A 12261-nucleotide genomic window follows, 5' to 3' on the forward strand; every position below is an offset into this window, starting at 1 on the left:
TTTGGCCGTGGCCGTCAATCCTGCCATACGACCCGATTGCGCCCCGAGCGCTTGGCCCGGTACATCGCATCGTCCGCGCGCTTGATCCAGTCCTTGATCGCCTCGCCACGACGACACTCCGCCACCCCCAGACTGATGGTCACGTGCCCCACATGTGACAACTCCAGCGCGGCGACCTGGCGCCGCAGATCCTCCGCCAGACGGCAGGCCGCCTCGGCGGTGGTGCTCGGCAGCATGACCATGAATTCCTCGCCGCCCCAACGACCCAGCACATCGGACTGGCGCAGACGTTCTCCCGCCACGGCCACAACCCGGCGCAGGACCTCGTCCCCGATGTCGTGGCCATGGGTGTCGTTGATCCGCTTGAAGTGATCCAGGTCCAGCATCACCAGCGAGCAGGAATCGCCGTAGCGCTCCGCCCGCCGGGCCTCCTGCTCCAGCAATGCCTCGAAATAGCCCCGATTGGCGGCATCGGTCAACGGATCGTAAAAGGCCTGGTACTCCAGCGCGGCCTCCAGTTCCTTCTGTCGGGAGATGTCATGAAACATGGCGATGTAATACTCGATCGTCCCGCTGGCATCCCGGATCGCGGTGACGATCTCGTGCAGGGGAAAGGTCTGGCCGTCCTTGCGCCGGTTCCATACCTCGCCGGACCAGTGACCGTGTTCACGCACGGACTGGAACATCTCCTCATAAAAGCCGCGGTCCTGTCGGCCCGAATTCATGATCCGCGGATTCTGGCCCACCGCATCTTCTTCGGTGAACCCCGTGAGTTCGGTAAAGGTCACGTTGACACGCTGAATCGTCCCCTCGCCATCGGTGATGAAGATCGCCTGACTGGTCTCGAAGGTCGCCGCGAGCAACCGCTGCTCCTGCTCCAGGTGGTGCCGCTCGGTGATGTCCTGCACGGTCCCGATCATGCGCAGCGCGCGGCCATCCGAATCGACCTCCACGTAGCCACGCTCGTGCACCACGCGCTCCTCGCCGTCGGCGCCGTCGGCGCGCAGTACGCGATGCACGGTATCGAAAGAGCCTCCCTCGGCCAGCGCCGTGTCCACCTCGGCCTGAACCCGGTCGCGGTCCTCCGGATGAACCGCCTGCAGGAAGGCGGCGTGCGTCCCGCCCCACTCGCCACGTCGCATCCCGAAGATCCGGAAGACCTCGTCGGACCAGCGGACCTCGTTGCGGGAAAAGTCCGACACCCAGTTGCCGATATGCGCGATGCGCTGGGCCTCGGCCAGCTCGCGCTCGCGCAGATGCAGGACCTCTTCGGCCTGCACCCGTTCGGTGATGTCCAGGATCACCCCGAACCAGAGCACACTGCCATCCTCCAGTGCCTCGGGACTGGCATGCCCTTCCACCCAGATCTCGCCGCGCTCGGGGTGGCGCACGCGATAGCGCTGGCGCCAAGGCTCCAGGCAGCGCATGGAGGCCTCGATGCTGGCGACAACCCGCTCGACATCATCCGGGTGGATGACTTCGAAGGCAGGGCTGGCATCGTGCCTCACGGCCTCGGGCGTCACGCCGTACACGTCGGCCATGCCCTCACTGGCATACGGGAGCGACGCCCGGCCATCCGGGTACTGACGGTACTGGTAGATCACCCCGGGCAGGTTGTGCGCAATCTTCTCCAGGTGGCGCTCGGTCTCCTCCCGCGCCCCCACGTCCTGGAAGGCACCCACCAGTTCGACGACCGCGCCCTGACCGTCGCGGATCGCGGTCACCTGATCCTCCAGCCATTGCCAGTGCCCGCTGGGCATGCGCTGGCGATAGCTCAGGCGACAGAATCCGCGCGCGCCGTCGGCCAGCCAGCGCTTCACCTGGCCGACACAGCGACGAAAATCCTCGGGAGCCAGATGGGTCCGCAGCCAGTCCGGCTGGGTCGTGATCTGTTCCGGTGTCCAGCCGGTGACGGCCTGCACGTTGGGGCTGAGCCAGGTCATGGTGCCGAAGTCCGACGGGTCCATGGTGTAGATGACCGCGGGACTGGCACGCAGCAGGGTCTCGGTACGCTTCTCGGCCTCCTTGCGCGCGGCGATGTCGGCGACCGCCACGAGCAGGGCTTCGGGGCAGTCCGCGGTGGCCGGGATCCGGCTGACCGTCAACTCCACCCAGCATGCCTGGTCGGTGGCATCCAGCAGACGCGCCTCGAAGCTGCAGTTGGCGCATTCATCGCTCCGCAATGCATGACGCCGGTCCTCGAAGCACTCCTGATCATCCGGGCAGACATGCGCCTTCAGGAACGCATCGGTCAGATCCGCCGGATCACAGGCCAGCAAGGCGCCCAGGCGGGGATTGGCGCGCAGGATGCGCCCCTCGGTATCCATCTCGGCCAGCCCCACCGGCGCATGCTCGAACAGCGCCGCATAGCCATGGATGGCACAAATTTCGCTCATTGGGTAACGCGTCCTTGCCCGTCTTCGCCTTCCTTGACGGAGGCTTTGTCGGCACTCATTCGTGTGTCGGCTGCCCGCGGGCCTGGCAGCGCGTGATTGGACTGGGTCCGGAAACTACCAGATAACGAGTCAGGTTTCCTCTTGACCCCAAAAAAAGTCGTTTACTGCCCCGCAAAACGGAAACGCCCCCGGCAAGCGGGGGCATTTCAGAACGAACCAGGATGCCCGGGGCTGGCCCGGGAAATCCCGTCAGCCGTGTGTACCGGTTCGCGGCGCGCTGGCGCCCCTGTCTTCGGCGGGCTGGAACACGACGTCCAGCGCCTTGGCGGCGGCCACCTCGTTGAAGCGCCGGTTCGGCAGCGTGTGTGGCGCGCCCTTGATGGTGTCCATGTCGTTCTCCGACTCGGCCAGGATGCAGGCCATCGCCTCGACAAAGCCGTCCAGGGTCTCTTTCGACTCGGTCTCGGTCGGCTCCACCAGCAGGCACTCCGGCACCAGCAGCGGGAAGTAGGTGGTCGGCGCGTGGTAGCCGTGGTCCAGCAGGCGCTTGGCAACATCGCCCGCGGTCAGGCCGCGTTCCTTGGCCTGCTTCTTCATGGTCACGATGAACTCGTGGGTGGCGCGGCGCTTGGGATAGGCCAGGTCGAACCCGGCCGCGGCCAGTTCGCGCGCCAGGTAGTTGGCATTCAGGGTCGAGAATTCGGAGACCCGCACCATGCCCTCGCGCCCCAGCATGCGCATGTAGATATAGGCCCGCAGCAACACGCCGGCGTTCCCGGCAAACGCGGACAGGCGCCCGATGCTCTGCGGACGATCGGATTCCTCGGCAAAGCGGTAGCCGCCCTGCTCGGCCTCGATCACGTGCGGGATCGGCATGAACGGCAGCAGCCGTTCAGCGACGCCCACGGCGCCGGAGCCCGGTCCACCGCCGCCGTGCGGCGTGGAGAAGGTCTTGTGCAGGTTCATGTGGATCACGTCGAAACCCATGTCGCCCGGGCGCACCTTGCCGAGGATCGCGTTCAGGTTGGCGCCGTCGTAGTACAGCAGGCCGCCGGCCTCGTGCACGATGCCGGCAATCTGCTTGATGCGCCGTTCGAACACGCCCACGGTGGACGGATTGGTCAGCATGATCCCGGCGGTGTGCGGACCCACGGCCGCCTTCAGGGCCTCGATATCCACGTCACCGGTATCGTCGGTGGGGATCTCGCGCACCTCGTAGCCGCACATGATCGCGGTCGCCGGGTTGGTGCCGTGGGCGGCATCCGGCACGATGATCTCGCGGCGCTCGGTATCGCCGCGGGAATCGTGGTAGGCGCGGATCATGGCCACACCGGTGTACTCGCCCTGGGCACCCGCCATCGGCGCCAGCGACACGGCCTTCATGCCGGTCACTTCCTTCAGCATCTCCTGCAATTCGAACATCGTCTGCAGGAAGCCCTGGCTGTGGCTGGCCGGAGCAAGCGGATGCCGGTTCAGGAACCCGGGCAGCATCGCGAGGCTGTTACAGGCGCGCGGGTTGTACTTCATCGTGCACGAGCCTAGCGGGTAGAACTCGGTGTCGATGGAGAAGTTCTTCTGCGACAACCGCGTGTAGTGCCGCACCACGTCCAGTTCCGAGGCCGCCGGCAGACCCGGCGCGGACTTGCGCTGCAGGTTCGCCGGGATGCGGGTCGCGGCGTGGTCGCGCGGCGCCTGGGCCACGGCCGAGCGGCCGGCGCGGGAACGTTCGAAGATCAGATTGGCTTCAGTGGTGCTCATAGCGGTTTCTCGCTTGCGTATTCGGGTGACGGCGACCGGGCACAGGCCCGGCCACCGGCGGCACGGAGGGACTCCGGCCGATTACTGGGTCGGGCTCAGGTTGGCCCGATCATCCAGGGCCGCGAACGCGGCGTCGTAGTCCGGCTCGTCGCCGATCTCGGAGACCAGCTGGGCGTGCATCACCAGGTTGTCGGTATCCAGCACGACCACACCGCGCGCGGTGATCCCGGCCAGCGGGCCGTCCTGGATCAGCACGCCGTAGTCCTGGGCGAAGTTGCGATCGCGCATCATCGACAGCACGGTCACGCGTTCCAGGTTCTCGGCAGCGCAGAAGCGGCTCATCGCGAACGGCAGGTCGGCGGAGACGATCAGGATCTCGAGATCCGGACGGCTGGCGACCATCTCGTTGAACTTCTTGGTGGAGTCGGCGCAGACCGGGGTATCCAGGCTGGGCACGATGGAGATCAGCTTGCGCTTGTCGCCGAAGTCGGCCAGTGAGACATCCTGCAGATCCTTATTGGTCAGCTTGAAGTCCGGGGCCGGCGAGCCCACGTGCGGCAGATCGCCGTTGGTGTTGATCGGATTACCTTGCAGCTTGATTTCGGCCATGGTTGCCTCCCGGCTTGATGTGTATGGCGCTTGGTGTCGTTGACCGTGGGAAGCCGAACCGCCTCAGGCGGCCTGCTCCCAAGTGGTCACGTACTGCTCCAGGTCGGATTCGGTCTTGGTCTCAGTGGCGCAGGCGAGCACGCAGCCATCCAGCTGCGGATAGTCCCGGCTCAGCTCGAGGCCCGCCAGCACGCCGGCATCGGCCATGGTCTGCACGCGGGTCGCGGCATCGCCGCCGAAGTCCAGCGCGACTTCGTGGAAGTACTCGCCGGTAAAGCGCGGCTTGATGCCCTTGGCGGCCAGTTTTTCCACCAGCGCATGGGTGTTGGCGTAGCAGGCCTCGGCCACGCGGGTCAGGCCCTCGTCACCCAGCAGCGACATATGGATCGTCGACGCCGTCACCACCAGGCCCTGGTTGGTGCAGATGTTCGAGGTCGCCTTGGAGCGGCGGATATGCTGCTCGCGCGCCTGCAGGGTCAGCACGAAACCGGGCTTGCCGTCGGCGTCCTCGGCACGGCCGACAATGCGCCCCGGCATCTGCCGGATATGCTTTTTCAGCGTGGTCATGAAGCCGTAGTACGGCCCGCCGGACGACAGCGGCGCACCCAGCGGCTGGCCCTCGCCGACCACGATGTCCACGCCATTGGCGCCCCACTCGCCCGGCGGCTTCAGCAGCGCCAGCGAGACCGGGTTCACCACGGCGATAACCGGGATGCCGCGTTCCTCGGCCCACCCGGTCAGGGCATCCACGTCTTCCAGGATGCCGAAGAAGTTGGGCTGGCTGATCACCATGGCGGTGACGTCGTCGTCCGCATACGGCGCCAGCACCTCCACCGGGGTCTGGCCGGTGGTTTCGTCGAACGGCAGTTCGACCAGTTCGATGCCCTGGTTGCCGATCAGCGTCTTCACCACCTTGCGATAGTCCGGATGCAGCGCCCCCGGCAGCAGCACGCGCTTGGCCTTGGAGCGGCGATTCACGCGCACCGCCATCAGCACGGCCTCGGCCAGGGCGGAGGCACCGTCATACAGGGAGGCGTTGGAGACCTCCATCCCGGTCAGGCGGCTGATCATCGTCTGGTATTCGTAGATCAGCTGTAGCGTGCCCTGGCTGGCCTCCGCCTGGTACGGCGTGTAGGCGCTGTAGAACTCGCCGCGGGTAGCGATCTGCCACACGGCGGCCGGGATGTGGTGCTCGTAGGCACCGGCCCCGATGAAATTCGATGGCATGCCGTCCTTCGCAGCCCGCTCCTGCATCAGGCGGGTGATGCCCATCTCGCTCTCGCCCTCGGGGATCCCCGTGAGTGGCGGCGAACGCAGGTCGGCGGGAATCTCGTCGAACAGGTCCTCGACGGATTCGGCGCCAATGCTGTCGAGCATGGCACGGATGTCTTCTTCGGTATGCGGGATAAACGGCATGTCAGGTCTCGCTTTCGCCGATTGCGGCGAAGTTCGGTTGGGTCCCGGCCGGACGCGGCCGGGACCGGTGATACGCGGCTACGCTCAGGATTCCGCCTCGACGTGCGCGGCATAGGCATCCGCGTCCATCAGCGCATCCAGCTGGCCGGCATCGGACGGCTCCACCTTGAACAGCCAGCCATCCTCGAAGGGCGACTCGTTGACCTTCTCGGGGCTGTCGGCCAGGTCCTCGTTGACCGCGGTCACCTCGCCGGAGATCGGCGCATAGATATCCGAGGCGGCCTTGACCGATTCCACGGTGGCGCAGGCCGTGCCGGCCTCGATGATGCTGCCCGCTTCCGGGGCCTCGACAAACACCAGATCGCCCAGCAGTTCCTGCGCGTGATCGGTGATGCCCACGGTCACGCTGCCGTCGGCCTCGCTGCGCACCCACTCGTGGCTTTTGGTGTACTTCAGGTCCTTCGGTGCTTCGCTCATGACATCTTCCTTTTGCTTGTTAGATCCCGCCTGCGCAGTGTAGTCCGGTGCACGCGGGATGAGGCAATCCTCGCTTCAGTTTTTCGGCAGATCGATCTGCGGCTCGCCGTTGCGGACGAACACCGGCTTGACCACGCGCACCGGCAGCTTGCGGCCGCGGATGTCCGCGTGCAGCTGCTCGGCCTCGACCCCGGCCGGGATACGCGCGAACGCCACCGACACGCCCAGACTAGGCGCGAAACTGCCGGAGGTGACCACGCCGTCGCCGGCCTCGGTTTCGATGCGGGTGCCGCCACGCAGCACCCCGCGACCATCCAGCACCAGCCCCACCATGCGTTCCTTCACGCCCTCGTCCTTCGACTGCTCGATCGGCGCGCGGCCGATGAAATCCCGCTCGGCATCCTTCAGCGCGATAGTCCAGCCCAGGTTGGCGGTCAGCGGATTGGTCTGGTCGTCCATGTCCGTGCCGTAGAGATTCATGCCGGCCTCCAGGCGCAGGGTGTCGCGCGCGCCGAGGCCGATGGGGTGCACGCCGGCCGCCTTCAGCTTTTCCCAGAGACCGTCGGCCTCCTCCGCCGGCAGCATCACCTCGAAGCCGTCTTCGCCGGTGTAGCCCGTGCGGGCGACAAACCACTTGTCATTCCAGACCGCGGAAAACGGCTTGAGATCCCCCGCATTGCGCAGATCGGCCGGCAACAGCGGTAGGGTCTTCTCCACCGCCTGCGGGCCCTGGATCGCAATCAGGGCGAACTCCGGGCGCGGCTCCACGTTCACGTCGAAGTCCTTCGCCACCGTCTGCATGTGGGCGATATCGCCCTCGGCGGTCGCGGCATTGACCACCGCGCGGTAGCTGTCGCCACCGGTCCAGTAGATGATCAGGTCGTCGATCACACCGCCGGCCTCGTTCAGCATGCAGCTGTACAGCGCGCGACCCTCGGTCTTCAGCTTGGCCACGTCGTTGGCCAGCAGATAGCGCAGGAAGGCCTGGGCCTGCGGGCCGTGGATATCCACGACCTGCATGTGCGAGACATCGAACATGCCGGCGGATTCGCGCACCCGCTTGTGCTCCTCCATCTGGGAGCCGTAATGCAGTGGCATCTCCCAACCGGCGAAATCGACCAGCTTGGCCCCCGCGCGCTGATGCGCGGCATGGAGCGGAGTTGTCTTCAACGTCGTCATCTAGTTCTCGCCTTGCTTGCGTGTCGTGGTCGGCTCGCCGGCATCCGCCGGTGGAACCGCGAGGCCCGGCCGCCGCGCTCCGGGCATAAAAAAAGGGGCGGCCGGCAGAATGAATCTGCCAGCCGCCCCTCTGTCCTGAAACCTGAGAGTTTGCGTCGCGTCAGCCCGTTGTCGGACTGCGTGACCGCCCCCTTCGGTGGGCCGTTTCCGGCCGCTCTCCAGAGTGTGTCTCCTGCACCGTTCCGGTCCTGTAGCCTGAGCGATTCCGGGCGGATGTTGCGCCTTCGGCGTCTGCCAATCGACTGGCGATCGCAGATCTCTTCCAGAACGGTGTGCGGGCATTGTCGGGCGCCCACAGACGAAAGTAATTGTAGACCAAAATACCCTCGCTGCGAAAGCCCGGACGGGCCGCGCCACTATTCCGACGCCGCGGCCTGCCCCGTCACCTACCCCCTCATACATCCAAAAAGCACCGTCATTGCGAGGAGCCGAAGGCGACGAAGCAACCTCCGAAAGCTGGCAGTGCGTCACGATCAGCATCCGGTGGTTTCGAACGGAGGTTACTCGCTGCGCTCGCCCTTCGGGCCGGCCTGCGGCCGTTCAACGCGCTGCGCGCTTTTGTGCCGCGTCGCTGCGCTCCTCGCAATGACGGTGCCACTCGCTACCACTGTGCTGTGCCCCTACAACGCCATGTCGATCGCGAGCAGGACGACGAAGCCGACCAGGACCCCCACCGTGGCCTGGGCCTCGTGGCCCTTGCGGTGCGACTCGGGGATGATCTCGTGACTGATCACGAACAGCATCGCCCCGGCCGCGAACGCCAGCCCCCAGGGCAGCAGGAACTCCATCAGCGTGATCGCTCCGGCCCCGATCAGGCCGCCGATCGGCTGCACCAGGCCCGTCAGCAAGGTCACCCCGAATGCCGCCCACTTGCTGTAGCCCAGCGACAGCAGGGCGATGGCGACCACCAGCCCCTCGGGCATATTCTGCAGCCCGATCCCGATGGCCAGCGCAATCCCGTCGCTCACGTCATCGCCGCCGAAGCCGACCCCCACCGCCAGGCCTTCCGGCAGGTTGTGCAGTGCGATTGCAAAGATGAACAACCATACGCGACGGATCTTCTGCGGGTCGGCCCCGCTTTGCGGCCCGATGAAGAAGTGCTCGTGCGGCACCAGCTTGTGCAGCGCCAGCAATGCACCGCCACCCAGCCCGATCCCCACCGCGAGCACGACAATGGCCATGCCCACGCCGCCGTACTGCGCTTCCGCCTGCTCCACCGAGGGCAGCACCAGCTCGAAGGCCGTGGCCGACAGCATCACCCCGGCGCCGAAGCCCATCATCGCGTCCTCGACCGACTGGCTGATGCGGCGCAGGAAGAAGATCGGGATCGCCCCCACCGCGGTCATCAGACCGGCGACGAAACTCGCCAGCAAGCCGATCTGCAGCGTGCTCAGATCGGCAATGCGCTCTTCCAGCATCGGCCACAGCAGGCTGACCAGCCAGATGAAGACCGCCAGTGCGATCAGCGATCCGACGAGGAAGATCCGGGGTACCGGTTTGCCGTGATCCGGCTCGGAAGCCGCGGGAGAGGATTCGCTCATGCGTGGTCCTTGAGAGTCGAGGCTGCCATTGAAACAGGGTCCATCGCGGCGTTCCACAGACGCGCCCAATGGCCAGGTTCGACAAAAGCTATCGTCAACACCCGTTGTGCGCGGTAGAGTTTTCAGCCAAAGCCGCTCCGGACCACAAGGACCCTCCGATGCTCGACACCATCGACCAGTTCCTCGGCGACACCGCCGGCCTGCTTTGGGGCAACCCGCTCACCCTGATCCTGCTGCTGGGCACCGGGCTCTACCTCACCATTCGCCTGGGCCTGGTCCAGGTCGTCGCATTCCGCGAGGGCTGGCGCGCCCTGCGCGGGGCAGATGGACGCGGCGGCGGCACCGGGCAGATCTCGCCGTTCCAGGCGCTGTCGACCGCGCTGTCCGGCACCATCGGTACCGGGAACATCGCCGGTGTGGCCACGGCCATCGCGCTGGGTGGCCCCGGTGCGCTGTTCTGGATGTGGGTCACGGCCTTTTTCGGCATGGCCACCAAGTTCGCCGAGACCACCCTGGCCGTCCGCTACCGCGAGATCGCCCCGGACGGCAGCATCGCCGGCGGGCCAATGTTCACCCTGCTCCACGGCCTCAAGATGAAGAAGCTGGCGATCCTGTTCGCCGCCTTCACCCTGATCGCCTCGTTCGGCATCGGCAACATGGTGCAGGCCAACTCGGTGGTCGACGGCCTGACCTTCATCGTCCCGGACCTGCGCGCCAACGACGACATCATGGGCTGGATGGCCCTGATCATCGGCCTGACCATGGCCGTGCTGGTGGCGCTGGTCATCATCGGCGGGGTCAAGCGCATCGCCATGATCGCCTCGACCATCGTCCCGTTCATGGCCGTGATCTACATGCTGGGCGCCTTCGTGGTGATTGTCGCCAACATCCAGGCGGTTCCGGCGGCGGTCGGCACCATCCTCAACCTCGCGCTCAACCCCTGGGCCGCCGGCGGCGGTGCCATCGGCCTCGCCATCCAGTACGGCGTCGCGCGCGGCATGTTCTCCAACGAGGCGGGCCTGGGTTCCTCGGCCATGGCACACGCCGCGGCCAAGAACGGCGACCCGCCGCGCGAAGGCTCCGTGGCCATGCTCGAGCCGTTCATCGACACCATCGTGGTCTGCACCCTGACCGGCCTGGCCATTGTCGTCACCGGGGCCTATATCGACCGCGCCGACGACGTGGTCGGGGCCTCGCTGACCGCCACCGCCTTCAGCTCCACGCTGGGCCCGTTCGGCGCCATGGTGGTCGGCATCAGCCTGATGCTGTTCGCCTTCTCCACCATGATTGCCTGGTCCTACTACGGCGACCGCTCGGCCTACTTCCTGTTCGGCGAGCGCGCGGTGATGCCCTACCGCGTCGTGTTCGTCATCCTCATCGTGCTCGGCGCGACCATCCCGCTGGGCGTGGTCTGGAACTTCTCCGACATCGCCAACATCGCCATGGCGGCACCCAACCTGATCGCATTGATCCTGCTCGCCGGCCTGGTCAAGAAGCTGCGCGACGACTACGTGGCGCATCGCCCGATGCCGGATCGCCATGAGGGATGAGCACAGCGTTGCGGGTGGTCCATCCGACCCGTTCGCACAGGCCCCCGCACGTCCGGACGCGGCCATGCTGGTGCGCGAGGTCGAAGGCGCCCTCGCGGAGGACCTGGGCCCCGATGGTGTCGCCGGCGACCTGACCGCCGCCCTGGTCCCGGCTGAACGGGTGGCGCGCGCCACGCTGCTATTGAAGGAGAGCGCGATTGTTTGTGGCCAGCCCTGGTTCGACCGCGTGTTCGCCAGCCTCGCGCCGGAGACCCGGATCGACTGGCAGGTGGCCGAAGGCACCCACGTGGAAGTGGACGACGAACCACGCGTGATCGCCACCCTGGAAGGGCCCGCACGGGCCGTTCTGGCGGCCGAACGCGCGGCCCTCAACCTGCTCCAGACCCTGTCCGGAACGGCCACCGAGACCGCCCGCTGGGTCGCCCGCCTGGAGGGCACGGACAGCCGCATCCTCGATACCCGCAAGACCCTCCCGGGCCTGCGCCACGGGCAGAAGTACGCCGTGCGCTGCGGCGGGGGCCACAACCATCGCCTCGCCCTGTGGGATGCCGTGCTGATCAAGGAAAACCACATCGCCGCCTGCGGCTCCATCGCGGCCGCAGTGGAACGGGCCCGCACCCTGGGCGCCGGGCGCTGGGTAGAGGTCGAGACCGAGAACCTCGACGAGGTCGATCAGGCCCTGGCCGCCGGGGCCGACGTCATCATGCTCGACGAGCTGTCGCTGGCAGATCTGGCCACGGCCGTGCAGCGCATTCGCGGCCGCGCGATCTCCGAGGCCTCGGGCGGGGTCACGCCGGACAGCCTGGCGGCCATCGCCGCCACCGGCGTGGACTACATCTCGGTCGGCGCCCTGACCAAGCACCTCCACGCCATCGACTACTCCCTGCGCCTGGACTAGCCCTACGGTTGCGATCCCGACGATTACGGGGCTCCACTCGCCGCCTGGGGCCGGGCCTGGTTCATCCACTGGTGTTTAGGAGGGCTTCGGTCCGCCGCATGCCTGGTTGTGGCTGGCCACGGTTCGCCATCCGGTGTTTACGGTGGCTGCGTCCGGCCGCCTGCCACGCGCTGACTCGCCAGCGCGCCGCGAGGTACTTCTTTGCTCGTGCAAAGAAGTACCCAAGAAACACGCCCGACTGCCGCGACCCCGGCCCGCTGTGCGGGCCGGGGTTTCCCTCGCTCCGAGGCTTTTCGCGGGCGGCGCTGAACTCGCTACGCTGCGCTTCGCTCAGACATCCAGCGCCTTGAATCCCGCGAAAACCCTCTCCACTCGGC

9 protein-coding genes and 2 riboswitches are annotated in these 12261 nt (G+C 66.7%); of the genes, 2 read left to right on the plus strand and 7 right to left on the minus strand.

Annotation, left to right across the window (positions count from 1 at the left end):
• Nucleotides 1-14: 14 nt before the first annotated feature.
• The 7 genes from D575_RS0111830 to D575_RS0111860 form a co-directional block, all read right to left on the minus strand.
• Nucleotides 15-2396 carry a PAS domain S-box protein gene (locus tag D575_RS0111830; protein WP_018146130.1) on the minus strand — a complete coding sequence of 794 codons (2382 nt, stop codon included), beginning with the start codon at nt 2394-2396 and terminating at the stop codon, nt 15-17.
• A 249-nt stretch (nt 2397-2645) separates the two neighbouring features.
• Nucleotides 2646-4154, minus strand: a complete 1509-nt coding sequence (gene gcvPB / locus D575_RS0111835; protein ID WP_018146131.1) for an aminomethyl-transferring glycine dehydrogenase subunit GcvPB — start codon at nt 4152-4154, stop codon at nt 2646-2648.
• Between the two features lie 81 nt (nt 4155-4235).
• Nucleotides 4236-4763: a thiol peroxidase gene (gene tpx / locus D575_RS0111840; RefSeq protein WP_018146132.1), complete on the minus strand. Its 528-nt coding sequence runs from the start codon at nt 4761-4763 to the stop codon at nt 4236-4238.
• A 63-nt stretch (nt 4764-4826) separates the two neighbouring features.
• A complete protein-coding gene (gene gcvPA, locus D575_RS0111845) occupies nt 4827-6179 on the minus strand; it encodes an aminomethyl-transferring glycine dehydrogenase subunit GcvPA (protein ID WP_018146133.1) in 1353 nt (450 codons plus the stop codon).
• 84 nt (nt 6180-6263) lie between these two features.
• A complete protein-coding gene (gene gcvH / locus D575_RS0111850; protein ID WP_018146134.1) occupies nt 6264-6656 on the minus strand; it encodes a glycine cleavage system protein GcvH in 393 nt (130 codons plus the stop codon).
• A 75-nt stretch (nt 6657-6731) separates the two neighbouring features.
• Nucleotides 6732-7835: a glycine cleavage system aminomethyltransferase GcvT gene (gcvT, locus tag D575_RS0111855; protein WP_018146135.1), complete on the minus strand. Its 1104-nt coding sequence runs from the start codon at nt 7833-7835 to the stop codon at nt 6732-6734.
• A 120-nt stretch (nt 7836-7955) separates the two neighbouring features.
• A riboswitch (glycine riboswitch) is annotated at nt 7956-8067 on the minus strand.
• A 1-nt stretch (nt 8068) separates the two neighbouring features.
• A riboswitch (glycine riboswitch) is annotated at nt 8069-8170 on the minus strand.
• 345 nt (nt 8171-8515) lie between these two features.
• Complete coding sequence (locus tag D575_RS0111860; protein ID WP_018146136.1) at nt 8516-9436, minus strand: ZIP family metal transporter; 921 nt, start codon at nt 9434-9436, stop codon at nt 8516-8518.
• 158 nt (nt 9437-9594) lie between these two features.
• On the opposite strand from D575_RS0111860, the gene D575_RS0111865 reads away from it, so the two are divergent.
• On the plus strand, nt 9595-10986 hold the full coding sequence (locus D575_RS0111865; protein ID WP_018146137.1) for a sodium:alanine symporter family protein: 1392 nt from the start codon (nt 9595-9597) through the stop codon (nt 10984-10986).
• Nucleotides 10976-11884: a carboxylating nicotinate-nucleotide diphosphorylase gene (gene nadC, locus D575_RS0111870; protein ID WP_026182147.1), complete on the plus strand. Its 909-nt coding sequence runs from the start codon at nt 10976-10978 to the stop codon at nt 11882-11884. The genes D575_RS0111865 and nadC overlap by 11 nt, the downstream gene beginning before the upstream one ends.
• Nucleotides 11885-12261: the final 377 nt, after the last annotated feature.

The organism is Thioalkalivibrio sp. AKL6 (assembly GCF_000376905.1).
Classification (GTDB): domain Bacteria; phylum Pseudomonadota; class Gammaproteobacteria; order Ectothiorhodospirales; family Ectothiorhodospiraceae; genus Thioalkalivibrio; species Thioalkalivibrio versutus.

Bases quoted from the DNA above. Each gene is read 5' to 3' on its own strand.
- D575_RS0111860 (WP_018146136.1), bottom strand. From the start codon at position 9,436: ATGAGCGAATCCTCTCCCGCGGCTTCCGAGCCGGATCACGGCAAACCG.
- gcvPA (WP_018146133.1), bottom strand. From the start codon at position 6,179: ATGCCGTTTATCCCGCATACCGAAGAAGACATCCGTGCCATGCTCGAC.
- D575_RS0111830 (WP_018146130.1), bottom strand. From the start codon at position 2,396: ATGAGCGAAATTTGTGCCATCCATGGCTATGCGGCGCTGTTCGAGCAT.
- gcvH (WP_018146134.1), bottom strand. From the start codon at position 6,656: ATGAGCGAAGCACCGAAGGACCTGAAGTACACCAAAAGCCACGAGTGG.
- tpx (WP_018146132.1), bottom strand. From the start codon at position 4,763: ATGGCCGAAATCAAGCTGCAAGGTAATCCGATCAACACCAACGGCGAT.
- gcvT (WP_018146135.1), bottom strand. From the start codon at position 7,835: ATGACGACGTTGAAGACAACTCCGCTCCATGCCGCGCATCAGCGCGCG.
- nadC (WP_026182147.1), top strand. From the start codon at position 10,976: ATGAGGGATGAGCACAGCGTTGCGGGTGGTCCATCCGACCCGTTCGCA.
- gcvPB (WP_018146131.1), bottom strand. From the start codon at position 4,154: ATGAGCACCACTGAAGCCAATCTGATCTTCGAACGTTCCCGCGCCGGC.
- D575_RS0111865 (WP_018146137.1), top strand. From the start codon at position 9,595: ATGCTCGACACCATCGACCAGTTCCTCGGCGACACCGCCGGCCTGCTT.